The sequence below is a fragment of the Streptomyces sp. NBC_01334 genome (assembly GCF_035983595.1).
In the GTDB taxonomy this organism is placed as follows: domain Bacteria; phylum Actinomycetota; class Actinomycetes; order Streptomycetales; family Streptomycetaceae; genus Streptomyces; species Streptomyces coriariae.
Genome location: NZ_CP130718.1, coordinates 699,304 through 722,526 on the forward strand (window position 1 = coordinate 699,304; position 23,223 = coordinate 722,526).

The 23,223-nt window shown below is 72.9% G+C and carries 20 protein-coding genes; 11 read left to right on the top strand and 9 right to left on the bottom strand.

Annotation, left to right across the window (positions count from 1 at the left end):
- Positions 1-343: 343 nt before the first annotated feature.
- Positions 344-1,969 carry an MFS transporter gene (locus tag OG736_RS03140; protein WP_327187497.1) on the bottom strand — a complete coding sequence of 542 codons (1,626 nt, stop codon included), beginning with the start codon at positions 1,967-1,969 and terminating at the stop codon, positions 344-346.
- 233 nt (positions 1,970-2,202) lie between these two features.
- Positions 2,203-2,619 (bottom strand): hypothetical protein, encoded by a 417-nt coding sequence (locus OG736_RS03145; protein ID WP_327181027.1) that lies wholly within the window; start codon positions 2,617-2,619, stop codon positions 2,203-2,205.
- A 166-nt stretch (positions 2,620-2,785) separates the two neighbouring features.
- Here OG736_RS03145 and OG736_RS03150 point away from each other — a divergent pair, with 166 nt between their 5' ends.
- From OG736_RS03150 to OG736_RS03160, 3 genes are all read left to right on the top strand, one after another.
- Entirely contained in the window at positions 2,786-3,724 is a 939-nt protein-coding gene (locus OG736_RS03150) for a hypothetical protein (RefSeq protein ID WP_327181028.1), read from the top strand.
- Between the two features lie 237 nt (positions 3,725-3,961).
- Positions 3,962-5,440, top strand: a complete 1,479-nt coding sequence (locus OG736_RS03155) for a glutamate-cysteine ligase family protein (RefSeq protein ID WP_327181029.1) — start codon at positions 3,962-3,964, stop codon at positions 5,438-5,440.
- A gap of 95 nt (positions 5,441-5,535) precedes the next feature.
- Positions 5,536-6,033 (top strand): peptidylprolyl isomerase, encoded by a 498-nt coding sequence (locus OG736_RS03160; protein ID WP_171395077.1) that lies wholly within the window; start codon positions 5,536-5,538, stop codon positions 6,031-6,033.
- Positions 6,034-6,614: 581 nt separating this feature from the next.
- Here the strand turns inward: OG736_RS03160 and OG736_RS03165 are convergent.
- A complete protein-coding gene (locus tag OG736_RS03165; RefSeq protein WP_327181030.1) occupies positions 6,615-7,346 on the bottom strand; it encodes a flavodoxin family protein in 732 nt (243 codons plus the stop codon).
- Between the two features lie 145 nt (positions 7,347-7,491).
- Here OG736_RS03165 and OG736_RS03170 point away from each other — a divergent pair, with 145 nt between their 5' ends.
- Positions 7,492-8,493, top strand: coding sequence for an NAD-dependent epimerase/dehydratase family protein (locus tag OG736_RS03170; protein WP_327181031.1), 1,002 nt, complete (start codon positions 7,492-7,494; stop codon positions 8,491-8,493).
- A 304-nt stretch (positions 8,494-8,797) separates the two neighbouring features.
- Here the strand turns inward: OG736_RS03170 and OG736_RS03175 are convergent, their stop codons facing one another.
- Both OG736_RS03175 and OG736_RS03180 read right to left on the bottom strand, forming a co-directional pair.
- Positions 8,798-9,907 (bottom strand): sensor histidine kinase, encoded by a 1,110-nt coding sequence (locus OG736_RS03175; RefSeq protein ID WP_327181032.1) that lies wholly within the window; start codon positions 9,905-9,907, stop codon positions 8,798-8,800.
- A 2-nt stretch (positions 9,908-9,909) separates the two neighbouring features.
- The gene (locus OG736_RS03180) at positions 9,910-10,659 is read right to left on the bottom strand and encodes a response regulator transcription factor (protein WP_327181033.1); all 750 of its coding nucleotides are present in this window, start codon (positions 10,657-10,659) and stop codon (positions 9,910-9,912) included.
- A 114-nt stretch (positions 10,660-10,773) separates the two neighbouring features.
- Here OG736_RS03180 and OG736_RS03185 point away from each other — a divergent pair, with 114 nt between their 5' ends.
- From OG736_RS03185 to OG736_RS03195, 3 genes are read left to right on the top strand one after another with little or no spacing between them, the layout of a single operon-like run.
- On the top strand, positions 10,774-11,487 hold the full coding sequence (locus tag OG736_RS03185) for a glycosyltransferase family 2 protein (RefSeq protein WP_442816995.1): 714 nt from the start codon (positions 10,774-10,776) through the stop codon (positions 11,485-11,487).
- Positions 11,484-12,101 (top strand): TIGR04282 family arsenosugar biosynthesis glycosyltransferase, encoded by a 618-nt coding sequence (locus OG736_RS03190; RefSeq protein ID WP_327181035.1) that lies wholly within the window; start codon positions 11,484-11,486, stop codon positions 12,099-12,101. Before OG736_RS03185 ends, OG736_RS03190 begins: the two co-directional genes overlap by 4 nt.
- Entirely contained in the window at positions 12,098-12,928 is an 831-nt protein-coding gene (locus OG736_RS03195; protein WP_327181036.1) for a class I SAM-dependent methyltransferase, read from the top strand. The genes OG736_RS03190 and OG736_RS03195 overlap by 4 nt, the downstream gene beginning before the upstream one ends.
- A gap of 319 nt (positions 12,929-13,247) precedes the next feature.
- Here the strand turns inward: OG736_RS03195 and OG736_RS03200 are convergent, their stop codons facing one another.
- Positions 13,248-14,510, bottom strand: a complete 1,263-nt coding sequence (locus OG736_RS03200) for a molybdopterin-dependent oxidoreductase (RefSeq protein WP_327181037.1) — start codon at positions 14,508-14,510, stop codon at positions 13,248-13,250.
- Positions 14,511-14,674: 164 nt separating this feature from the next.
- Here OG736_RS03200 and OG736_RS03205 point away from each other — a divergent pair, with 164 nt between their 5' ends.
- The gene (locus OG736_RS03205; RefSeq protein WP_327187498.1) at positions 14,675-16,039 is read left to right on the top strand and encodes a hypothetical protein; all 1,365 of its coding nucleotides are present in this window, start codon (positions 14,675-14,677) and stop codon (positions 16,037-16,039) included.
- An 18-nt stretch (positions 16,040-16,057) separates the two neighbouring features.
- On the opposite strand, the gene OG736_RS03210 is transcribed toward OG736_RS03205, so the two are convergent.
- Positions 16,058-16,981 carry an LLM class F420-dependent oxidoreductase gene (locus OG736_RS03210; RefSeq protein WP_327181038.1) on the bottom strand — a complete coding sequence of 308 codons (924 nt, stop codon included), beginning with the start codon at positions 16,979-16,981 and terminating at the stop codon, positions 16,058-16,060.
- Positions 16,982-17,233: 252 nt separating this feature from the next.
- Here OG736_RS03210 and OG736_RS03215 point away from each other — a divergent pair, with 252 nt between their 5' ends.
- The 3 genes from OG736_RS03215 (at position 17,234) to OG736_RS03225 (ending at position 20,880) form a co-directional block, all read left to right on the top strand.
- Complete coding sequence (locus tag OG736_RS03215) at positions 17,234-17,806, top strand: AMIN-like domain-containing (lipo)protein (protein ID WP_327181039.1); 573 nt, start codon at positions 17,234-17,236, stop codon at positions 17,804-17,806.
- 174 nt (positions 17,807-17,980) lie between these two features.
- Positions 17,981-19,915 (top strand): glycoside hydrolase family 5 protein, encoded by a 1,935-nt coding sequence (locus OG736_RS03220; RefSeq protein ID WP_327181040.1) that lies wholly within the window; start codon positions 17,981-17,983, stop codon positions 19,913-19,915.
- A 188-nt stretch (positions 19,916-20,103) separates the two neighbouring features.
- Complete coding sequence (locus tag OG736_RS03225) at positions 20,104-20,880, top strand: polysaccharide deacetylase family protein (RefSeq protein WP_327181041.1); 777 nt, start codon at positions 20,104-20,106, stop codon at positions 20,878-20,880.
- Between the two features lie 8 nt (positions 20,881-20,888).
- Here the strand turns inward: OG736_RS03225 and OG736_RS03230 are convergent, their stop codons facing one another.
- Together OG736_RS03230 and OG736_RS03235 are read right to left on the bottom strand one after the other, a co-directional pair.
- Positions 20,889-21,929, bottom strand: coding sequence for a YihY/virulence factor BrkB family protein (locus tag OG736_RS03230; protein ID WP_327181042.1), 1,041 nt, complete (start codon positions 21,927-21,929; stop codon positions 20,889-20,891).
- Positions 21,930-22,036: 107 nt separating this feature from the next.
- Complete coding sequence (locus OG736_RS03235; RefSeq protein WP_327181043.1) at positions 22,037-23,161, bottom strand: glycoside hydrolase family 113 protein; 1,125 nt, start codon at positions 23,159-23,161, stop codon at positions 22,037-22,039.
- Between the last annotated feature and the right edge of the window lie 62 nt (positions 23,162-23,223).

The following is a 23,223-nucleotide window of genomic DNA, read 5'->3' on the forward strand; positions in this document are numbered from 1 at the left end:
CCCGGACGCGGCGTATCGCGCCGGGGCACGGCACCGGGGTCGCGGGACAGGGTGGCACGCATACACGCTTGGCCGCATCCGTACGGGTGGGGTCGGCCCCGGGGCGAAGCGACAGGGGCCCGACCGGCGTTGTGCAGAACCCATCCGTCATCACCGGAAAGGCCCCTCGATGCGACGTACCGCCTTCCTCGCCGTCTGCGCCCTGCTCAGCGCCGCGGCCACGGGATTCTTCACCACCAGCGCCGTTCGCAGCCGCTGAGAACCGGGAGCCGGGGAAGCCTTCCGGCTTTCCCGGCTCCCGGCTACCGGCTCTCGTCCGACGCCCGGCGCCCGTCACCCGTCGTCAGGAATGGGAAGCCCGGTCACGGGTGGGCGAGCGGTCGTCCGACGGCACGTCCGTCCGTTCCGTGCTCGTGCCGCCGGGGTGCCGGAGCGCGCACAGGTATCCGACGCCCAGGGCGATCGCCATCCCGTAGAACACCCACTGGTTGGCCTCGGCGAAGTCCATCCGGATCGCCGACATCGAGTCCTGCACCGTCCGCGCGACCGGGCCGTCTCCGCTGAGCTGCCGGTCGTCGGCATTCCCGGTGATCGCCTCGGCGACGTTCCTCGCCGCGCTCTCCGCGGCCCCGGACGGCACTCCGCGCGACTGGAGCGTGTCGGTGACGTTGTCGGTCATGCGATGGGTCAGCACGGTGCCGAAGAGTGCCAGGCCCACGCTCGCGGCGTAGTTGCGGATCGTCTGGGTGATGCCGGTGACCTCACCGTAGGAGGCGTCGATCGCCCGGTTCACGGCGTCGGTGGAGGCAGGCGCGAGGATGAAGCCGATACCGGCCCCCGCGAGGGCCGCGTAGGGCCACTGGTCGTGCATGGACAGGTCGGTCAGCTTCCCGGCCCAGAGCGCGAAGCCCACCGCTCCGACCACGCAACCGATCTTCATGGCCGGCCGCGCGCCTCGCTTGTCCAGGATGCGCCCGCCCCACTGCGAGGCGAGCGCGAAGCCCACGAAGAAGTACAGCAGGTACAGGGCCGCCTGGTTGGGCGAGGCGCTGAGGGACACCTGCGCGTAGACGGAGGCGAAGAAGAACAGCGGGACGAACGCGAACATGGCGAAGAACAGCACGAGTCCGTCCGCCACGAAGGCGCGGTCCCGGAAGACCGCGAGCTGGACCAACGGGTGGGCCGTGCGCAGTTCGTAGCGGCAGAACAGCCACAGCACAGCCAGACCGCCCACGATGCAGACCCAGGTGAGCACGCTGTCCCAGCCCCACGCCGACGCCTGCTGGAAGCCGAGCACGCTCGCACCCATACCGACCGCGATCAGCACCGCGCCCCGCACGTCCAGGGACTCGTCACGGCGTCGATCGGACACATGGGCGAGCGCGGTCAGGATCAACGCGACGATGGCCACGGGCACGTTGACCCAGAAGATCGCCCGCCAGGTCCAGTCGGTGAGCCAGCCGCCGAGAAGCGGCCCGATGGCGGTCAGGGCCCCGGTGACACCGAAGAACAGGGCCAGGGCACGGCCGCGTCGCTCCACCGGGAAGACGGCCACGACCACCGCGAGCGCCGCCGGGAAGAGCAGGGCCGCGCCGAGCCCCTGGGTCGACCGGAAGACGATGAGCCACGTGAGCGCGAAGTCGCCGCTCGGTACACAGCCGCACAGGACCGACGAGACGACGAACACCAGGGTGCCCGCCACGACGACGCGTCGAGGACCGAACAGGTCCGCCAGCCGTCCGCCGAGGGCGAAGAACGCGGCCAACGCCAGCAGATAGGCGTTGACGACCCACTGCATACCGGAGGCGGACAGGCCGAGTTCGTTGACGATGTCCGGTGCGGCGATCGCCACGATGGTCTGGTCGATGAACGTCATCGCCACCGCGAACATCATGGCCGCGAGCGCCACCGACTGCGAAGGCCTGCGCGGGCCCTCCGGCGCACTCCCCGCCTGCTGTTTGGTGTACATGCCAGTCACGCCCTCAGTCTGAACCCGCTCGGCTGACGACGCATCCGGTGCACATCTCCGTCAGCAGGGCCCGTCAGCGCAGGGGCAGGCGCGCCCGGCGTGGACACCTGACCGGTCGTGGCGGCGGCCACGAACAGGGCGGGGAGGCGGGGGGTGCCGGCAGGGACCGACCGCGAGCGGTGGACGCGGGGCCCGTACGGCCGCGCGGGCGCGCTCGCCGCTCCCGGGGCCCGCTACTCCGGTTGAGTCACCGTCAGCGACCACCGGACGGCGTCGGCCGAAGCGTCCACTCCCACGGTGAAGGAGCCCGCCCGCACCACGCCGGCGGCCATGGTCGCCGAGCCCACCCCGGCGCTCCCCGCCGGGCAGTCGACCGAGAAGGCGGCGACCTCGGCCTCCTGCGACCGCATCGTCACCCGCACGCTGCCACCGCCCTCGCAGGCCACCGTGAGGACGGTCGGCAGGCCCTCCCAGGCGCCTCCCGACGCGACGCCGCCGTCCCCCGTCCACTCCTCCACCCACACCAGACCGTCCGGACCGGGGTGCGGCAGCAGCGGATCCCCGGCCGCGGCGGCGGGCGCCGTACCGGCAGCGGTCAGCGCACAGACGGCCAGCACCGTCACGACCAGGGATTTTCTCGCTCGGCTCATGTTCGCTCCTCCGTGATGTGTCATGAACCCCACACTCTGCCGGGGTGATCGTCCCCGGACCTGAGTACGCGTACTCAGGGGAGATCAGGTTGGCCGGAACCCGGCCCTGCCCCGGCTCCCCGCCGTCGGGATGCGCGGGAGCCCGGCCGGGTGGACGCTGATGATCATGGCGCGAAAGGGTGCACGACCCGCTCCACCCACTGCGGGGCAGGACGTGGAGCCGATGCTCGACGAGCTCTACGCCGCACCGCCGTCCGACTTCGTCTCCCGACGGGAGCAGCTGGCCGCCGAAGCCAAGCGCGACGGGCGCGGAGACGATGCCCGTCGGATCCACGCCGCCCGGCGCCCCACGCTCGCGGCCTGGGCGGCGAACCTGCTGCTGCGCTCGCGGCCGCAGGAGAGCGGGCGGTTCCTGGAGCTGGGACGGGCGCTGCGCGAGGCGTACCGGTCCCTGGACTCCGACGGGATCAGGGAGCTGTCCGAGCAGCGCCGGAGCATCGTCTCCGCGCTGTCCCGGCAGGCCGCCGAGCTGGCCCGTGAGGCCGGGCACCCGTTGTCGGGCGCGGCTCGGCAGGACGTCGAGTCCACCCTGCGCGCGGTGCTCACCGACGAGGACGCGGCGGAGCGGTGGGCCACCGGGCGTCTGGAGAGCGCCCTCACCCCGCCGGCCGACTTCCCCTCCCGTGACGCGGGGGCCGCCGGCCCCTCGCACCGGCCGCCCCGACCGGCTCCCGCGGCGCCGGAAGAGCGATCCCGGGCGAAGGACGAACTCGCCGAGCGGCGCCGCCTACGGCAGGGGCAACTCGGCCGGGCCCGGCGATCGGCGGAGGCCGCCGACCGGCGGCTCCGTGCGCTGAGCGACGGACGGGCCGATGCCGACGCGTCGCTCCAGCAGGCCCGCGAGCGGCGCGAACGGGCCCGTGAGCACGAGTCCGCGGCGGAGGAGCGGCTGCGCCGGGCGCGCCAGGAGCTCCGTGAGGCCGAACAGGAGCAGAAGGAGGCCGAGGAACGGCTGCGGACCGCCGCTCAGGCGGTGGACCGGGCGGAGCGGGCGGCCCGGGACGCCGCGCAGGAGGTGGCCCGGCTGGAGGAACCGATCAAGTAGCCCTCCTGGTGTCCGGTCGCCCGGCGACCGCCGAACACCGGGACGCGCGTGCGCGGGGACGGGCGGTCGGCCCGCCGCCTGACGGCCCCGCGGACGGCGCCGCCCCCGCCACGGATCACGCGTCGACTCCGTGCCGGCGCTCATGGTCGGCGGCGTCGCTTCCCGCATGGTGAGGGGCGTCCGGTGGTGCGACGCTGGAGGCAAGGGCGTCCGACACAGGGCAAGCCGGGAGGGCCGATGGGACGTGACGTCCCGGCGCTGGTCTTCACCCGCGAGGACCGCCGCCGGTACCGGATCAAGATGCAGGAGTGCCTCGATGTGTTCGCGCAGATGCTGCGCGAGTCGCGGTTCGAGTCCGAGCGGCCCCAGGTGGGTCTCGAGATCGAGCTGAACCTGGTCGACGACGAGGCCGAGCCGACGATGCGCAACAGCGACGTGCTCGACGCGATCGCGGATCCCGCCTGGTCCACCGAGCTCGGCCGCTTCAACCTCGAGATCAACGTGCCGCCTCGCCGTCTGACGCAGGGCGGTCCCGACGCCTGGGAGGCGGAGATCCGCGCCGCGCTCAACCACGCCGAGGAGCGTGCCCGCACGGTCGGCACGCATCTGATCATGATCGGTATCCTCCCGACGCTGCGGCAGGAGGACGTCGGCGAGTCGGCGCTGTCGGAGAACGCCCGCTACCGGCTGCTCAACGACCAGGTGTTCGCCGCGCGGGGCGAGGATCTGCACATCGAGATGGACGGTGTCGACCGGCTGCGGACCTACGCGGACACGATCACCCCGGAGGCCGCGTGCACCAGTACGCAGTTCCATCTCCAGGTCTCCCCCGACGAGTTCGCCGCCTACTGGAACGCGGCGCAGGCGGTCGCCGGCGTCCAGGTGGCGCTGGCGGCCAACTCGCCGTTCCTGTTCGGGAAGGAGTTGTGGCACGAGACCCGTATCCCGCTGTTCGAGCAGGCCACCGACACCCGCCCGCAGGAGATCAAGGTGCAGGGCGTACGGCCCCGGGTGTGGTTCGGGGAGCGGTGGATCACGAGCGTCTTCGACCTCTTCGAGGAGAACCTGCGCTACTTCCCCGCACTCCTGCCCCTGTGCGACGAGCAGGATCCGCGCGAGACACTGGCCGGAGGGGACGTTCCGGAGCTGGGCGAGCTGACCCTGCACAACGGCACCATCTACCGCTGGAACCGTCCGGTCTACGCCGTCGCCCACGACCAGCCGCACGTACGGGTGGAGAACCGCTGTCTGCCGGCCGGTCCGACCGTCGCCGACACCCTCGCCAACGGCGCCTTCTACTACGGCCTCACCCGGGCCCTGGTGGAGGACGAGCGGCCGGTGTGGTCGCGGATGTCCTTCCGGGCCGCCGAGGACAATCTGCACACGGCGGCGCGGGACGGCATCGACGCCCGGCTGTACTGGCCCGGTATGGGCGAGGCGCCGGTGGCCGAGCTCGTTCTGCGGCGCCTGCTGCCGCTCGCCCACCGGGGGCTGGAACTCTCCGGGATGGACGCGGCCTGGCGGGAGCCACTCCTCGGAATCATCGAACAGCGGTGCGTCACCGGCCGTAACGGCGCCGTCTGGCAGAAGGAGATGTTCCATCGCATCACCGCCTCCGCCCAGGCCGGCCGCCACGAGGCGCTGCGGCGGATGACGCAGCTCTACATCGACTACATGCACCTCAACGCCCCCGCCCACACCTGGCCGGTCGACTGAGCGGCGGCCCTCGCCGACCGCCCCGATCGGCGACTGTGAGGGCCGACACGACCCCTCGATTCGGCAGGGCCCGCTCGACCGTGCAGGATAGAACCATGACGTTCAAGATCTACTTCGACATCACCATCAACGACGAGCCCGCCGGGCGGATCAACTTCAACCTGTTCGAAGACGTCGTCCCCAAGACGGCCGAGAACTTCCGCGCGCTGGCCACCGGCGAGAAGGGCTTCGGTTTCGCCGGCTCTTCCTTCCACCGGGTCATCCCCGACTTCATGCTCCAGGGTGGCGACTTCACCCGCGGCAACGGAACGGGCGGCAAGAGCATCTACGGCGAGAAGTTCGCCGACGAGAACTTCCAGCTCAAGCACGACCGGCCCGGCCTGCTCTCCATGGCCAACGCCGGCCCCAACAGCAACGGCTCGCAGTTCTTCATCACCACGATCGTCACCGACTGGCTCGACGGCAAGCACGTGGTGTTCGGCGAGGTCGCCGACGAGGCCAGCATGGCCCTCGTCAAGAAGATCGAGTCCTACGGCTCGCGCAGCGGTTCGACCTCGGCGAAGATCACCATCGCGGAGTCCGGCCAGCTCTGACCCCGGTCTCGAGCGCCCGCCGGCCGGGGTCACCCCCGGCCGGCGGCGCGAGCGCCGTCGTGTCGTACGGGGCGCAGGTGTGCGGGTGGGCTCGACGTGGTCAGGCCAGGCTCACCTCGACCGGCAGCTTCTTGATGCCGTTGACGAAGTTGGACCGCACGCGCGGGACCTCGCCGGCCGGCCGGATGCCGGCCAGGCGCGGGATCAGCTCCTCGAACATGATGCGGCTCGGTCCATCGGCGGCGACGCGACCACGTCCGTCTGGCTCCAGCTGACCGTCCCGGTGGTTCTGGTCCTGGGCCTCGTCGTGGCGAGGCTGACCCGGCGGAGTCCGACCTCAACGGACTGACCTCCGGGGTTCCGGTGCCCGGCACCTGGTGGACGCCGGGCACCGGAACCCTCCGTAGTGCTCCCCGCCAGTCATGATGCGCGACCCGCGCGGGCCCGCGCACTGCCGGGTTCCGGCAGTGTTCCGCAGGGTCTCGATGCCGGTGGGCCGCCGGCGTCGGACGTCAGCGGTCGCCGGCGTCGGACCTCGACGCCAGTCGGGGTCGCACCTCAGCGGTAGTCGGGGTCGCACCTCAGCGGTAGTCGGGGTTGGGCGCGTCGAAGCGGCAGCCCGCGTCCCACTCCGAACGCTGGTTGCCGTGGGCGGGGACGCCGCCGTTGCGCTTGAGCAGGGCCGCGAGGTGCATCAGGTTCCACGTCATGAAGGTCGTGTTGCGGTTGGTGAAGTCGTTCTCCGGACCGCCCGAACCGGGATCCAGGTACGAAGGTCCGGGACCCGCCGGACCGATCCAGCCGGCGTCCGCCTGCGGCGGGATCGTGTAGCCGAGGTGCTGGAGGCTGTAGAGGAGGTTCATCGCGCAGTGCTTCACGCCGTCCTCGTTGCCGGTGATCAGACAGCCACCGACCCGACCGTAGAAGGCGTACTGCCCCTGCGGGTTGAGCAGCCCGGAGCAGCTGTAGAGACGCTCGACGACCTTCTTCGTCACGGAGCTGTTGTCGCCGAGCCAGATGGGTCCGGCCAGCACCAGGATGTCGGCCGCCATCACCCGCTCGTACAGGGCCGGCCAGGCGTCGGTGGCGAAGCCGTGTGCGGTCATGTCCGGGTAGACGCCGGGGGCGATGTCGTGGTCGACGGCCCGGATCTCGTCGGTGGTCACCCCGTGCGCGTCCATGAGGGCCCGGCTCTTGTCGACCAGGCCCTGGGTGTGGCTGAGCTGCGGAGACGGTTTGAGGGTGCAGTTGACGAACAGGGCGCTGAGGTCGGCGAAGCGGTACGTGTCGCCGGAGGAGGGCGAGGCTGCCATGACGGTCTCCCTTGCTGAAGGCCTGGGAAGCGTCTCGCGGAGAGTCCGTTCCGTCCCGGTCCGACGCGCGCGCTGCGTCTTACGGAGTGATGACGTGCCGGTCGGGTCGCGGGTCCCGGCCCGGCCGCGGCCCTAGCGTGGCCGTATGCGTGTACTGGTCACCGGCGGTGCCGGCTTCATCGGGTCCCATGTCGTCGACGCCCTGCGTGCGCGCGGGCACGAGGCACTCGTGTACGACGTCCGGCAGGACCCCGCCGCCGACGTGCGCGACCCCGTCGCCGTCGCCCGCGCCCTCGACGGCGTCGACGCCGTCTGTCACCAGGCCGCGATGGTCGGTCTCGGCGACGGGGTCACCGACGCGGCGGAATACGTCTCACGCAACGACCTGGGGACGGCCGTCCTGCTCGCCGCCATGGCCGCGGCCGGCATCGGACGGCTCGTGCTCGCCGGATCGATGGTCGTCTACGGAGAGGGGCGCTACGAGTGCCGGGAGCACGGGGTGGTGCGGCCGCGGCCACGGGCCGTCGCCGATCTCGACGAGGGACGGTTCGAGCCGCCGTGCCCGGCGTGCGGCAGGGCTCTCGCCCCCGGGCTCGTCGCCGAGGACGCCCCCGCCGATCCGCGCAACGTGTACGCCACGACCAAGCTCGCCCAGGAGCATCTGGCCGCCGCCTGGGCCAGGTCGACGGGCCGGACGGCCGTGTCGCTGCGCTACCACAACGTGTACGGGCCCCGGATGCCCCGTGACACCCCGTACGCCGGAGTCGCCTCCTTCTTCCGCTCCGCGCTGGCCCGGGGCGAGGCCCCGCGCGTCTTCGAGGACGGGCGGCAGCGGCGGGACTTCGTGCACGTACGGGACGTGGCCGCCGCCAACCTGGCCGCGCTGGACGCCGACACGCCGAAGGGCGCGCTGACGGCGTACAACACCGGAAGCGGGGAGCCGCACACGGTGGGCGAGATGGCCCGGACCCTGGCCGCCGCGTACGGCGGGCCCCAGCCGGTCGTCACCGGCGAGTACCGGCTGGGCGACGTCCGCCACATCACGGCGGACTCCGCCCGGCTGCGGACCGAGCTGGGCTGGAAGCCCCAGGTCGGGTTCCAGGAGGGAATGCGGGAGTTCGCACGGGCCGGCCTGCGCGGGGAGTGAACGACCGGAGCGGGCGCGGTGGGGGCGGAAGCGGCCGACGCGGAAGCCGTGGAGACGGAAGCGGCCGACGCGGAAGGCAGCCGGCGCGGAAGCGGCCGGAAAGGGAACGAAGGGGACCGGCTGGTCTCTTCCCGGCCGCTCTGATGCCGGTCGTCTCCGTCCCGGGCCACCTCCACCCCCGGTCGTTCCCGGCCTGGTTGCTCCCGTCCCACGCTGCACGGGGACGAGAGCCGGGCGTCCGGCGTCCGGCGTCCGGCGTCCGGCGTCCGGCGTCCGGCGTCCGGCGTCCGGCGTCCGCGGAGTCTCAGGGGGCCGTCGGCAGGGTCACCTCGAAGCGGCAGCCGCCCGGGATGTTGCGTACCGTGGCCCAACCCTGGTGGGCCTCCACGATCCCCCGCACGATGGCGAGGCCCAGCCCCGCGCCGGCCGGCGGCGTCCGGGCGTGCGTGCCGCGCCACCCGGTGTCGAAGACACGCGGCAGATCCTCCTCGGGGATGCCGCCGCAGCCGTCGGTGACGGAGACGACGACCCCGGCAGGAGAGCGTTCGGCGGCGACGGCGACCGTGCCGTCGGTGGGCGTGCGCCGGATGGCGTTGACGAGCAGATTGCCCAGCACCCGGCTCATCTCCTTGCCGTCCACCTCGACCGGAAGGGGCTCGACCCGGCCGCCGACGAGCCGTACGCCGTGTTCTCGGGCGAGCGGATAGGCACCGGCGAGGGCGTCGCCGACCAGGTCGTACACGGACATGCGCGAGGTGGACAGGGCGAGCGCGCCGGCGTGTATGCGGGAGAGCTCGAACAGGTCGCCCACCATGTCGTTGAGCCGCTCCACCTCGGTGCGGATCTGGCGCAGATAGCGGTCGGGGTCGGCCGCGACGCCGTCCTCCAGCGCCTCCGACATCGCCCGCAGTCCGGCCAGCGGAGTGCGCAGGTCGTGCGAGATCCAGGCGACGAGTTCGCGTCTGGACGCCTCCAGCGCGCGTTCGCGGTCCCGGGACTCGGCGAGCTTCCCGCTGGTCGCCGCCAGCTCACGGCTCAGCGCGTCCAGTTCGGCGGTGGTCGGGCCGTCGGGGGCGGTGAAGGCGCCGCCGTCGCCGAACGAACGGGCGGCACGGGTGAGTTCACGGCTGCGGGCGACCACCCAGCGGCCGAGCAGAAGGGCGGTGGCCAGTGACACCACCGCGGCCATGGCCACGACCGTCGTCACGACGCTCAGGTCGTGCCCGGAGAGGAACATCGCCTGCGCCACGGCCAGTGTGCCCGCCAGCATCGCGGTCACGGCGACGGCGGCCACCACGGTGAGCGACGCGGTGAGCGAACGGCGGCGCAGCAGCCACAGCGCCCCCGCGCCGAGCAACCCGGCGAGCAGGGCGCCGAGAAAGGCGAACAGGGCGATGAGCAGGGTGTCGCGCACGGTCACTCCCCCTCTCGGTCGGGTCCGGGTTCTCGGTCGGGTCCGGGTTCGAAGCGGTAGCCCACGCCCCACACCGTCCGGATCAGCCGCGGCCTCGCCGGGTCGTCCTCGACCTTGCCGCGCAGCCGGCGCACATGGACGGTCACGGTGGACAGGTCACCGAACTCCCAGCCCCACACCTCGTGCATCAGGTCCTCCCGGCCGAACGCCCGCCCGGGATGCCGCAGGAAGAACGCGAGCAGGTCGAACTCACGCAGGGTGAGGGCGAGTTCGTTGCCGTCCTTGGTGGCGCGGCGGGCGCCGGGATCGAGGAACAGGCCGGCCGCTCCCAGCACCCGCGCACCGGTGGCGGGCCGGCTGCGGCGCAGCACCGACTCCACCCGCAGCACGAGTTCACGGGGGCTGAAGGGCTTGGTGACGTAGTCGTCGGCGCCCACCTCCAGGCCCAGGATCCGGTCGTCCTCGTCGCCGCGCGCGGTCAGCATGATGACCGGCACGGGCCCGTGCCCGCGCATCCGGCGGCACACCTCGAGACCGTCCATGCCGGGCAGCATCAGGTCCAGCACCACCAGGTCGGGCCAGTGCGCGGCGGCCCGGGTCAGCGCGGTCGGGCCGTCGTCGGCCCGGTCGACGACATAGCCGGCCCGGTCCAGGTATCCGGCGACGACCTCCGAGACCGTGGGGTCGTCGTCCACGACCAGGACCCGGGCCGATGCCGGTGGAGGGGGCGGGGACTCGTGCGGCTGCTGCATGCGCCCAGCCTCGCACCGCGACCCGGTCCGTGCCGCGCCTCGGCCGCCCCGGCGCCCGGACGTCCGCGTTTCGTAAGGAACCGAAGACCGGTTTGTCCGGTTCGCGTTCGTAGGGTGAGGACCGTGACCACGGACGTAGAAGTAACGGACGTAGAAGTAGATGTCGTGCTCCCCTGTCTCGACGAGGCCGAGGCACTCCCCTGGGTTCTCGCCCGCGTGCCGAGCGGCTGGCGGGCCATCGTCGTCGACAACGGATCGACCGACGGCTCGCCGGAGATCGCCCGCGCACTCGGCGCGAGAGTCGTCCACGAACCGCGCAGGGGCTTCGGTGCCGCCTGCCACGCCGGACTGACCGCGGCCACCGCCGACGTCGTCTGCTTCTGCGACTGCGACGCCTCCCTCGACCCGGGGCAGCTCGCCCCGTTCGTCCAGGAGGTCCGCGCCGGCACCGCCGATCTGGTGCTCGGCCGCAGGCGGCCCAGCGGCCGGGGCGCGTGGCCCGCGCACGCCCGGGCCGGCAACCTCGCGCTCGCCCGGCTGCTGCGCCGCCGCACCGGGCTGCGCCTGCACGACCTCGGCCCGCTGCGGGCCGCCCGCCGTGAGCCGCTGCTCGCCCTCGGGCTCACCGACCGGCGCAGCGGCTACCCGCTGGAGATGGTGGTGCGCGCGGCCGACGCGGGCTGGCGGATCACCGAGCACGACGTCCCCTACCTGCCCCGTACGGGCGTTTCGAAGGTGACGGGCACCTGGCGTGGCACCTGGCAGGCGGTCCGGGACATGAGCCGCGTCCTCAACGGCGTTCCGGCGCGCGAAGGAGTCGCACGGTGACCACGCTGCTCGTCATCGCCAAGGAGCCGCTGCCGGGCCGGGTGAAGACCCGGCTCACCCCGCCGTTCACCCCACGGGAGGCGGCCGCGCTGGCGGAGGCGGCGCTGTCCGACACCCTGCGGGTGGTGGCGGCCACGCCCGCCTCCCGCCGCGTCCTGGTGCTGGACGGCGCCCCCGGACCCTGGCTGCCGTCCGGCTTCGACGTCGTACCGCAGTGCGCGGGCGGACTCGACGAACGGCTCGCGGACGCCTTCGCCCGGTGCGACGGCCCGGCCCTTCTCATCGGGATGGACACCCCGCAGGTGACGCCGGAGCTGCTGACCGCCGACTTCGACGGCTGTGACGCGTACTTCGGCCCGGCGCGGGACGGCGGCTTCTGGGCGCTGGGGCTCGCCGCGCCCGATCCCGCTCTGCTGCGGGGCGTGCCCATGTCGACGCCTTCGACGGGGGCCGCGCAGCGGGCGCGGCTCGTCGGCGCGGGGCTGCGGGTGCGCGACCTGCCGTGTCTGCGGGACGTGGACACGGCCGCGGACGCGACGGCCGTCGCCGCGCTGGCCCCGCACAGCCGCTTCGCCGACCGTCTCGCCGGGTGCACGGCGGCGGTGGGCCGATGAGCACCGCCTACGACCTCACCGGGGCCGGCCCCGCATCCGACGGCGACGCGGCAAGGGTAGCGGGTGCCGTGGAAGCCGCGGGGGTCGCCGCCGACTGGGCCGCCGCCGACCCGTACAGCGCCGCCCTGCGCACCGGCCGGGGCCCGCTGTTCCTGCGCCGCGCCGACGGCTGGCTGCTGCCGCTGGAGGTGGAACGGTGGTGCGCCCGCGCCGACCCGGCCGATCTGGCGATCCTGGACCGGTGCGAGGGAGCCGTGCTCGACGTGGGCTGCGGGCCAGGCCGGCTGGTGGCCGAACTCGCCGCCCGGGGACGGCCCGTGCTGGGCATCGACGTCAGCGAGGCCGCCGTCGCCCACACGCTGGAGCTGGGCGGCCAGGCGCTGCGGCGGTCGGTCTTCGACCCGTTGCCGGGCGAGGGGCGCTGGGCGACCGTGTTGCTCATCGACGGCAATGTCGGCATCGGCGGCGACCCGCTCGCCCTTCTGCGCCGGGCTGCCGCTCTGCTCGTCCCGGGTGGCCTGCTGATCGCCGAGACCGCGCCGGTGGACGTGGACGAGCGGGCCGAGGTCGAGGTCGTCGGCCTTCCCGAGGCGGGCGGCACCGGCCGGGCGTTCCCCTGGGCGCGGCTCGGCACGCCGGCCCTGCTGCGGTACGCGGGCCGCGAGGACTGGCGGACGGCCGGTCAGTGGACGGCCGGCGGCCGCTGCTTCCTCGCCCTGCGCAGTCGCAGCGCGAGGAGCAGCGCCGATCCGCCGAAGAGCACCGCGGTGATCAGCAGCCAGTGGGCGAGGAACCCGTCCGCCGAGCGGCCTGTCGCCGACCGGTAGCGGACTTCCACCCTCCCGCTGATCAGCGGGAACCACACGAGCAGCAGCAGCCCGGAGAGCGCGGCCGGCACCCGGACGTACATCGTCCGGCGTCGCTGACCGGTCGCGCCGAGCCCCTGTACGACGGCCCGGTCGGCCGCGGCGTACAGGGGCAGCAGCACGAGGTCGTGCAGCAGCGCCGCCCCCACCCACCACAGCGCCACGCCGAACCAGTCGTCGGCGAGAAGACGTACGCCCGCGTAGGCGGCGAGCGCGAACGAGCAGGCGAGCAGGAGGATCTGGAAGGGACTGCCGATCACCGGCCGGCGTCGCACGGGCGTCATCGCGTCTCTCCGAAGGTCATCCGGGCCACCCATTTGGTGTTGAGCACGCCGGGCGCGGCGGGCACGATGACGCGCGCCGGGTAGCCGTGGTCGGGGGTCAGGGCCTCGCCGTTGACGTACAGGGCGAGCAGGGAGCGCGGGTCGGCGACCTGGTTGGCGCGCAGGGCGGCGTGGCGGAAGGCGCCGCGCCGCTGGAGGGACTCGACGAACACGTCCGGCGGGTCGTCGTAGCCGACGAGCGCGGCGAGGTCCCGTAGCCGTACGCCCCGCCACCACTGGTCCGAGGTCGACCAGCCCTCGACGCAGGCGATGGGCAACGCCGCACTGTGCAGCGGGAGTTCACGGAGAGCGGCGCGACCGAGACGGAGGGTGCCGGTGCGCCCCGTGACGACGAGGCGCCAGGCGTCCTCGTCCGTCTCCGGCGCGGTGATCCCGGCGTAGGCGGCTGTCTTGTTGATCTGGAAGCCGTTCGGGCCGCTGCCCGGATCGGGTCCACCGTGCGGAGCGAGCAGGGCGGTGCGCCGCAGCGGTCCGTCGAAGCTCTGGCCGGCCGTCGTGGCGAACAGCAGCAGGGAGCCGCCTCCGACGAACCACAGCGCTCCGCGTCGGGAGACGGTCGCGGGGTCCGGGCGCGGGGAGACGAGCTCCTGCTCGGGCGCGGGCTCCTGCGACGAGGCCGGCTCCTCCGCCCGCAGGCGGCGCAGATTGCGTACGGCCGCCGGAACCTTCAGGACGGCGTGGGCGACGAACGCGGCGAAGAAGACCCATGCGCCGTAGAAGTGCAGGGGGTAGAAGGAGCCGGGGAAGACGTAGTCGAGCTGGACGTTGAGGACGCCGGTCGTGAACTCGAACAGGGCGCCGCCGACCAGCAACAGCAGGGAGAGCCGTTCGAGCGCGTGGGCGAGCGAGCGGGCCGGCGGCAGCGTGAACAGCCTCGGCACGACCGACCACAGCTTGGCCAGCAGGACGGGGATCAGGGTGATGCCGAGAGTGACGTGCACGCCCTGGACGACCCGGTACAGCCAGTGCGGGTCGGTCGGCCAGGAGAAGAGGTAGAAGCCGAGGATCCCCTTGTCCGGGGTCTTGTCGTTCACCGGGGAGAGGTCCGGGTTGTAGGCGGCGTACGAGACCAGCCCCGTCACGAACAGCACCGTGATGCCGACGAGCAGCACCAGGCCGAGCACCGAGGTGAACCAGGGGCCGCGCAGCGGGCTGCGCCAGAAGCCGGGGGAGGTGGGGAGCCGTGAGTCGTCTCGCATGATCCGACCGTAGGCCGCGGCACCCCCGGAAACGGGTGCGCGACCCATGACGAAACGCTGACGTCCGGCCCGGACGGCGGCCCGCGACCCGCCGCCCGGCCTAGCGTGCCGGTGTGAACAGCACCCTGCGCTCAGCCGAGCCGCGTGTCCGACGCTCCGGCGGCATCACCCGCGACCTCCGCCGCGACCTGTACGCGGTGGGCGCCGCCGCCCTGCTCGTGACGGCGGCCGTGCTGATCGGCCACCACATCCAGCACACCCATCACACCTTGCGCGTCAACTGGCCTCCTTTGTTGGGAAGTTGGGGCCCTCATCTGGGACCGGGCACGCCGGTGGCCGTCGTGGTGGCGGTCGTGACCGTGGGGTACGGTCCCGCCCTGGCCGCCCGCCTGCCCTGGCGGGCCCTGCTCGCGGCGGCCTGGGGCACCGCCACGGCCTGGATCCTTTCCCTCGCCCTGATCGACGGCTGGCAGCGGGGCGTCGCCGGCCGGCTCACCTCCCGCCACGAGTACCTCCAGGTCGTCGGCCGTTTCCACGACGTCCCGGCGGCACTGCGCGACTTCACCCACCACATCCTGCTGGAGTCCCCCGACAACTGGCCCGCGCATGTCGCCGGTCATCCCCCGGCGGCCACGCTGACGTTCGTCCTGCTCGACCGGATCGGGCTGCGGGGCGGAGGCTGGGCCGGAACCTGGTGCGTCGCCGTCGGCGCGACGGCCTGTGTGGCCGTCCTGGTGGCGGTGCGGGCGCTGGCCGACGAGGGGCTCGCGCGGCGGGCGGCACCCTTCCTGGTGCTGGCTCCGGCCGCGGTGTGGATGGGGACGTCGGCGGACGCGTACTTCGCCGCGGTAGCCGCGTGGTCCGTGGCGCTGCTGGCCCTGGCGGTCACGGGACGGCGGGTCAGGAGCCGGGCGCTGGGTTCAGGCCTGCTCTTCGGTCTGACCTGCTATCTCTCCTACGGCCTCACGCTCTTCGCGCTCATCGGCGCGGCGGTACTGCTGCTCGGCCGGGGGCGCGTCCGGGAGCGTCCGGAGCTGCTCGTCCTTCTGCTCGCCGGGGCGGCCGTCGTGCCGACGGCGTTCACCCTCGCCGGATTCGACTGGTGGGAGGCGTACCGGCTGCTGGTCACGCGCTACCGGCAGGGCGCGGGCGGGATCCGCCCGTACGGCTACTGGGTGTGGGCCAATCTCGCCTGCACGGTACTGATCACGGGCCTGGCGACGGCGGCCGGGCTACGGCGGACCGGCGCGACGCTCCGCCACCACCGCGGCGAGAGCCCCGCGCGGCCCGACGGCCCGCATCGCTCCGGCGCGGACGCCCGTCTCGCCCTGCTCGTGGCCGCCGCCCTGCTCGCCCTGCTCGTCGCCGACCTGTCCGGCATGAGCAAGGCCGAGACGGAACGCATCTGGCTCCCCTTCGCCCTGTGGCTCCTCCCGTGCTGCGCTTTCCTCACCCGCCCGCGTGCCTGGCTGGCCGCCCAGGCCGCCCTGGCCCTGCTGGTCAACCACCTGTTGCTGACCGGCTGGTGAACCGGGGCACGACGGGGCTCATCCGGCGAGTTCTCCGAGGAGTGCCCAGGTGCGGCGGCGTGCGGCTTCCCCGGCGATGCCCGTGCCCGAGAACACCACCTCCGTCGCCCCGGCGTCGCGGTAGCGGCGCACCTCGGCGGCGACCGTCCGCTCGTCGCCGATCACCGCCACGTCGCCGGCCCGCCGGCCGCCGGAGAGTGCGACGACCCGCGCGTAGGACGGGAACTGCTCGTAGAACGCGAGCTTCTCGGTGGCCTTCTCCCGTACGGCGTCGGCGTCGTCGGTGACCACTCCGTACACCAGGGCGACGATCCTCGGCGCGGGACGCCCCGCGGCCTCCGCCGCGGCGTTGACGGCCGGGACGATGTGCTCCTCCAGGGCGCGCGGTCCCGCCAGATACGGCAGGATCCCGTCCGCCAGCTCGCCGCTGGCCCGGAGGGCCTGGGGACCCATCGCGGCGACGAGCAACGGCACGCCGGCCTCGGCTCCCGGCACCCGCGCCGGGAGCGGGGTGGTCGCGGTGAGCAGTTCACCGTGGAAGTCGGCGGCGCCGGTCTCCGTCAACTGCCTCAGGGCGGTGAGGAATTCACGCAGGCGGGCGATGGGCCGTTCGAAGGGGATGCCGAAGCCCGCCTCGGTCAGGAGCTTGGTGCCGAGCGCCAGTCCGAGGTGGTAGCGACCGTGCGTGGCCGCCTGGGCGGTCTGGGCCTGGCTGGACACCAGCAGCGGGTGGCGGCCGAAGACGGGAATCGCGGAGGTCCCCACGTGCAGGCCGGGCACTTCGCGCCCGACGATCGCCGCGAGCTGGGGTGAGTCCGCGCCGAAGGTCTGCCCGAACCAGGCGGAGCGCAGCCCGGCCGCCCGGGCCTCCTGTGCGAGCCGCACGGTGGCGTCGATCTGGTTGTCGGCGTCGGTCGCGTCGAGTGCTACTCCCAAGGTCATGTCAGCGAGAACCAGGGGCGGCCGGCCGGGCATTCCGGTCCTGTGTGACGGCTCTTTGTCAGTCGTGTGAACGAGCCCGTGACGCGCGTCCGTCGGCCGGCCCGACGGAGTCCGCGCGCCCGTTCGCGACCGCCCGAGGAGGCCGGGCACACTGACGCCACATCGAGACGGAAAACAGTGCAACCTATGGGGCAATCAGGTTGTCTCTGTTTTTAACCGACACATCACCACACACGTCCCTCGGGGGAGATCATGGTGCGAAACAGAACACTCTGGGCCACCGCCGCTCTGCTGGCCGCCGCCCTGGGTGTGGCCGCGGTCCCGGCCACCGCCGCCCCGGCCACGGCCACCCGGGCCGCCACGGCCTGCCCCACCGGCTGGGGCAGCCTGGACAAGACGTACTTCGCCGGCACGGCGACGCCGCTGACGAACGTCAGGACCGGGCGTCACGACTGTTACGACCGGTTCGTCGTCGACGTGCCGGGCGCGGGCGCCGCCGAACTCGGCTTCTCGGTCGCGTATGTCGACCGGCTCTACCAGGACGGCTCGGGCCGCCCCATCGCCGTCGGCGGCGGTGCCATCCTGGAGGTGCGGGTCAACGCGCCCTCCTACAACCCCGAGACCGGCACACCCACCTATCCGGGACGGGTGGCGCAGCCGCTGCCGGGCGTGAACCTCACGGGGTACAGCACCTTCCGGGACACCCGGTACGCCGGGAGCTTCGAAGGGGTGACGCAGTTCGGGCTCGGCGTTCGCGCACGCCTGCCGTTCCGGGTGCTGCGCCTGGCCGACCACCTCGTGGTGGATGTCGCGCACACCTGGTGACACCGGCCGTCCGGACCGTCCCCGGCGCCCGGCCCCCTGGAGCCGAGCGCCGGGCGCGGCGCGCGTACGCAGGCCGTGAGCGCGTGTTCCCGCGGCACCCGGGACATCCCGGCCGGGATTTCGTAGGCTGTCGGTCGCCGTTCGCCACCCCCACCGCGCCCCGCAGAGGACCGGATGCAGACCTTCAGACTTGTCAAGTACCTGACATCGGCAGCCGTGGTTCTCACGCTGCTGACCCCGGCACCAGCCGCTGCCGCCGCGCCCCCGGTCGCCGCCGCCCACGACGCCGTCGCCGCCGCGTCCGGCACCGAGGCCGCTCCCCCGGCGGCGGAGGACTGGCAGCCGCCCCTGTCCACCCGGGGCCGCTACATCGTCGACGCGCAAGGGCGCCGCTTCCGCCTGAAGTCCGCCAACTGGGACGGTGCCCAGGGCTCGTGGTCGGGAAGCGGCAGCGCCGCCGATCCCGCCGACCACCACGCCGGCCAGAACTCCTCCGGCATACCCCTCGGCCTGGACCGCGCCCCGCTGTCCGAGCTGCTCGCCGACTTCCACCGGCTCGGCATCAACAGCATCCGGCTGCCGTTCTCCAACGAGATGATCCGCACGACGACCCCGGTGCCGGACACCGCGGTCGCGGCCAACCCGCGACTGCGCGGCAGCACACCCCTGCAGGTCTTCGACGCCGTCGTGGCCGCCCTCACCGGCGACGGGTTCGCGGTCATCCTCAACAACCACACCAACACCACCCGCTGGTGCTGCGGCGTGGACGGCAACGAACGCTGGAACAGCGGTCAGACCACCCGGCAGTGGACGGACGACTGGGTCTTCATGACCCGCCGCTACTCGGCCGACTCCCGTGTCGTGGGCGCGGATCTCTACAACGAGGTACGCCGTGACATCCTGGACGACCCCAACTGGGGCCTCGGCGACGACCACGACTGGTACGCGGCGGCCCAGCTCGCGGCGGACCGCATCCTCACCGAGGCCGACCCCGACCTCCTCATCGTCGTCGAAGGCATCAACTGGACCGGGCTGCCCGTGGACGGGCTGCCGCACGAGCGCCCCACCCTCACGCCCGTCCGCACGCTCTCGCACACGCTCCTGGACGCGCACAAGCTGGTCTACTCCGCCCACTTCTACGGCTACACCGGCCCCCGGCACAGTGGTGCCACCGGGATCGGCGAGACCCACGATCCGCGCTACCAGGACCTGACCCGCGACCAGTTGTCCCAGGTCCTCACCGACCAGGCCTTCTTCGTCACCGCGGAGGGACAGCACTACTCCGCCCCCGTGTGGATCAGCGAGTTCGGCATCGGCGCACAGGAGACCGGCGCCGCCGCCCGCACCTGGTTCGGCAACCTCACCGACCACTTCGCCGACCACGACGCCGACTTCGCGTACTGGCCCCTGGTCGGCTGGGAGGGCCACGACGACTGGGCGCTGCTGCGCTACGACACGACGGGGCGCCGGTACGGCATCCTCGACCAGGCCGACTGGCGCGCCGCCGCCTGGGATCGCCTGATGACGTCCGCGACCCGCACCGGGACCGTTCCGCCGGTGCCGGTCCGGCGCATGCTCGCCACCGACCACGGCGACGCGGTGCGGTCCCTGCGGGTACGAGCCGGCGGGGACTGGGATCCCGGAGCCTTCAAGGCCGCCTGCCCGGACGGCCTTCGGCTGATCGGTCTCAGCCACACCGGCGGCCGGGGTCTGTGCACCGACACCACCGGCGGCGACCTGCGGGCCCCGGGCGGCACGCAGACGGTCGTCGCCGACGAACGCCACGTCCCCGCCGGCGGCGACTGGGCCGGCGGCCACACCAAGCTCCAGTGTCCCGCTGGTCAGTTCCTCATCGGCTACAGCCGCCGCGGGGAGCGCGTCTCGGCCGCCCTCTGCGTGCCCGCCCGCACCGCGCTGGGCCGGGCCGGACGGACCGTCTGGTTCGACCGGTCCGACAACCGGCCCGCCGACACCGGCGGCGACTTCGCCCAGGGCCGCTACAAGGGCCAGTGCGCCGCCGACGAGTACGCCGCGGGCATCGCCTTCACCACCCGCTTCGGCAGCACACCGGGCCCCGCCGCCCTGCTGTGCGTCCCGCTGGGCCCCTGAACAACGCGCCCCCGACGGGCGTCGCACAGCTGCCCGTTGGGGGGCGGACGTCCATGCGTCCCGGAACCCCTGCGAAATTGTCCGTGATCGGTAACAGGCGGATCCCGCCGGGTCTTTTCCCCGTCCTGACAGCTGCACGGGATCACCGGGGGCACGGGATCCACCGACACGACACGAACAGGGCAGACATGGCGCGGCATGGCGGGCGGGGATGGTACGGCCGGGTTATCGCGGCGGCGGTCGGTGTGACGGCGATGGCCGCCGTCACCTCGGTATGGACCGCGCAGGCCGGACCGGTGGGCGGAGGGCAGGCGGGAGCGGGCGCCTCGGCGAGCCCCTCCGCGGGTTCCGCTCCGGCCCGGGTGTCGGTGGACATCGCCCATGCCTCGGACCACGGTGCCCGCGGCGTCAACATCACGATCGACGACGGTCCGGACCCCGACTGGACGCCGCAGGTCCTTCAGGTGCTGCGGGACAACAGTGTGAAGGCGACCTTCTGCATGGTGGGCACGCAGGCCGAGGCCCACCCGGACCTGGTCAAGGCCGTGGTGGCGGACGGACACCGGCTGTGCAACCACACGGTCTCGCACGACACCACCATGGACACCAAGCCCGACTCCTACCAGTCGCAGCAGATCCTGGACGCCGAACGGATGATCACCGAAGCCTCCGGGGGCGTCCGCCCGGTGTACTACCGGGCGCCGGGCGGTGCCTTCACCCCCTACAGCCGCGATCTCGCCGCCTCCCGCGGGATGCGGCCGCTGGGCTGGAACGTGGACACCAAGGACTTCGAGCGGCCGGGCGCCGCCGCCATCGTCGCCACCGTCAAGAGCGAGGTGTCCAACGGCCCGACGATCCTCTTCCACGACGCGGGCGGGGACCGCTCACAGACCGTGGCGGCCCTGCGCGAGATCCTGCCGTGGCTGAAGCAGCAGGGATACTCCTTCGGCTTCCCGGTGCGCTGAACGCGCGGTCACTGCGCGCCACGCCTGTCGTCCTCGCTCCAGGCACGGGTGTCCCGGGGCCGGACGTACGGTTCCTCGCCCTCGGGCAACCCTCCGGCCACGGCCCGCTGCCGGGCCAGCTCGGCGTCGAACTCCAGGCCGAGCAGGATCGCGATGTTGCTGATCCACAGCCACACCAGGAAGACGATCACGCCTGCGAGCGTGCCGTAAGTCTTGTTGTACGAGCCGAAATTGGCCACGTAGAAGGCGAAGCCGGCGGAGGCGACCAGCCAGATCACCAGCGCCAGCACGCTCCCGGGCGTGATCCACCGCAGTCCGCGCCCCCGGACGTTCGGCGTCGCCCAGTACAGCAGGGCGATCATGATCGTGACCAGGAGCACCAGCACCGGCCACTTCGCGACGGACCACACGGTCAGCGCCGTGTCCCCGATGCCCAGCGCGGCGCCGGCCTGCCGGGCCAGACCGCCGGTGAACACCACGATCAGCGCGCTGGCGACCGCGAGCACCAGAAGCACCACCGTCACCCCCACCCGCAGCGGCAGCACCTTCCACACCGGCCGCCCCTCGGGCATGTCGTAGACCGCGTTGGCGCTGCGGATGAAGGCCGCCGTGTAGCCGGAGGCCGACCACACCGCCAGCACCAGACCGACGATCGCCATGAGCGAGCCGACACCGCCCCGCCCCTGCAACTGCTGCACCGCGTCGCTGATGATGTCGCGGGCCGAGCCGGGCGCCACCTTGCGGAGGTTGTCCAGGACCTCGTCGGTCGCCGACTTCCCCGCCAGCCCCAGGAGCGACACCAGCACCAGCAGGGCCGGGAACATCGACAGCACCCCGTAGTACGTCAGCGCCGCGGCCCGGTCCGTGAGTTCGTCGTCCTTGAACTCCCGCAGGGTGCCCTTGAGGACGGCCGGCCAGGAGCGCTTCGGCAACTGTCCGGGACCGTCCGGCGTCCGCCGTTCCACCTGCTCGTCCGGCCCCGACGTGACCGCCCGACCGGTCGCCGACGGCGTGGTGTCGTCATGGTCGGATCTCGATGTGCGTGCCATGACGACGGAGTAACCGCGACCGGCCGTTCCATGCGTCGACCAGGGCAGCGGCCGGAACGCATCGGCTCCCCGGGCGCGGGACGGCGCGCGGAGCCGGTCGGGTCCGCTCAACGCGGGGCGGCGCACCGGCCGTAGTGGCGGGCCAGGGCGTGGAAGGCCTGCTTCGGTTCCCAGTGCCAGCCGGCTTCCGGACGGCCGGGGCGCCTCTGCACGGTTCTGGTGACGGCGTAGGACGCCATGTCGAGGTCGTATCGCGGGTCGTCGGCACGGTGCGGGGCGTCCGGGGTGACGAACTCGAAGGCCATCGCCGCGTACAGTCCCATCGACTCGAAGACGTCGAGGAGGGTGCTGACGTAGTCGGCCTGGGTGCGTTCGCTGCGGACGAGGTGGCCCTTGATCTCCTCGGGGTCCTTGTCGTGGTCGACCACGTCCCACCCCATGCCCCCCGTGTCCGGGGCACCCACATAGGCGCAGGTGCCGAACTCGGTGACGGCCAGCGGCTTCCCCCAGCGCGTGTGGCGGCGCAGCTCCTTCACATGGTCCGCGGGTCGCGGGTAGGAGGAGTAGTAGTCGATGCCGACGACGTCGAACAGCGACCAGTCGACCTGGTCGTCCTGTGCGGCGGCGTAGGACAGCCGGCCGTCGAAGACCGAGCGTCCGGTCCTCGCGGCACGCGCGGTGAAGGCGTCCAGACGGCGCTGCATGACCACGGGGTCGTAGGTCCCGTTCATGAGGTTGCGTACGCGCTCCAGCACCGTCTCCCCCGGCACGATGCCGGGCACGAAGAGCCAGAACTCGCAGCCCACGCTGAAGTCCACGCTCGCGCCCTGCCTGCGCAGCCGCTGCGCCACCCGGCCGGTCTCCGCGAGGTGTTCGAGGATGTCCCGCACCGGGACGTCCCCGAGCGTGGGCTGAAGCCATACGTGCAGGCCGTGTTCGGCGGCCTCGGTCGCGGTCGCGGCGAGGCGTTCGACGCCGTCGCCCGTGACGTCGACCGTGTCGGCGTGCAGGTCGTGGCGGATGGCGCGCAGGTCCGCCCGCATCCGCTCGGCGGTCCACCCCGTGGCCGGGGTCTCGCCCTCCCCCACCGTGTAGACGACACCCCGGTGCCGCAGCCCGCTCCCTCGTCCCGTGGCGTGCGCCCGTCCCGCCGGTCCGAGCACGGTCGCCGCGCCGACCGCCGCCGTCCCGGCCAGGAACCTGGCCCGACTGATCCGATTGGTTCGCTCCATGCCCCCACGGTGCCGGTGGCGCGCGGAGGACGCAGTCGGCCGATGGTCTGGATCGGCGCGCC

Excerpts from the sequence above, each read along its gene's own strand:
- OG736_RS03140 (WP_327187497.1), bottom strand. The coding sequence starts at position 1,969 with ATGTACACCAAACAGCAGGCGGGGAGTGCGCCGGAGGGCCCGCGCAGG.
- OG736_RS03145 (WP_327181027.1), bottom strand. The coding sequence starts at position 2,619 with ATGAGCCGAGCGAGAAAATCCCTGGTCGTGACGGTGCTGGCCGTCTGT.
- OG736_RS03150 (WP_327181028.1), top strand. The coding sequence starts at position 2,786 with ATGGCGCGAAAGGGTGCACGACCCGCTCCACCCACTGCGGGGCAGGAC.
- OG736_RS03155 (WP_327181029.1), top strand. The coding sequence starts at position 3,962 with ATGGGACGTGACGTCCCGGCGCTGGTCTTCACCCGCGAGGACCGCCGC.
- OG736_RS03160 (WP_171395077.1), top strand. The coding sequence starts at position 5,536 with ATGACGTTCAAGATCTACTTCGACATCACCATCAACGACGAGCCCGCC.
- OG736_RS03165 (WP_327181030.1), bottom strand. The coding sequence starts at position 7,346 with ATGGCAGCCTCGCCCTCCTCCGGCGACACGTACCGCTTCGCCGACCTC.
- OG736_RS03170 (WP_327181031.1), top strand. The coding sequence starts at position 7,492 with ATGCGTGTACTGGTCACCGGCGGTGCCGGCTTCATCGGGTCCCATGTC.
- OG736_RS03180 (WP_327181033.1), bottom strand. The coding sequence starts at position 10,659 with ATGCAGCAGCCGCACGAGTCCCCGCCCCCTCCACCGGCATCGGCCCGG.
- OG736_RS03195 (WP_327181036.1), top strand. The coding sequence starts at position 12,098 with ATGAGCACCGCCTACGACCTCACCGGGGCCGGCCCCGCATCCGACGGC.
- OG736_RS03200 (WP_327181037.1), bottom strand. The coding sequence starts at position 14,510 with ATGCGAGACGACTCACGGCTCCCCACCTCCCCCGGCTTCTGGCGCAGC.
- OG736_RS03210 (WP_327181038.1), bottom strand. The coding sequence starts at position 16,981 with ATGACCTTGGGAGTAGCACTCGACGCGACCGACGCCGACAACCAGATC.
- OG736_RS03215 (WP_327181039.1), top strand. The coding sequence starts at position 17,234 with ATGGTGCGAAACAGAACACTCTGGGCCACCGCCGCTCTGCTGGCCGCC.
- OG736_RS03220 (WP_327181040.1), top strand. The coding sequence starts at position 17,981 with ATGCAGACCTTCAGACTTGTCAAGTACCTGACATCGGCAGCCGTGGTT.
- OG736_RS03225 (WP_327181041.1), top strand. The coding sequence starts at position 20,104 with ATGGCGCGGCATGGCGGGCGGGGATGGTACGGCCGGGTTATCGCGGCG.
- OG736_RS03230 (WP_327181042.1), bottom strand. The coding sequence starts at position 21,929 with ATGGCACGCACATCGAGATCCGACCATGACGACACCACGCCGTCGGCG.
- OG736_RS03235 (WP_327181043.1), bottom strand. The coding sequence starts at position 23,161 with ATGGAGCGAACCAATCGGATCAGTCGGGCCAGGTTCCTGGCCGGGACG.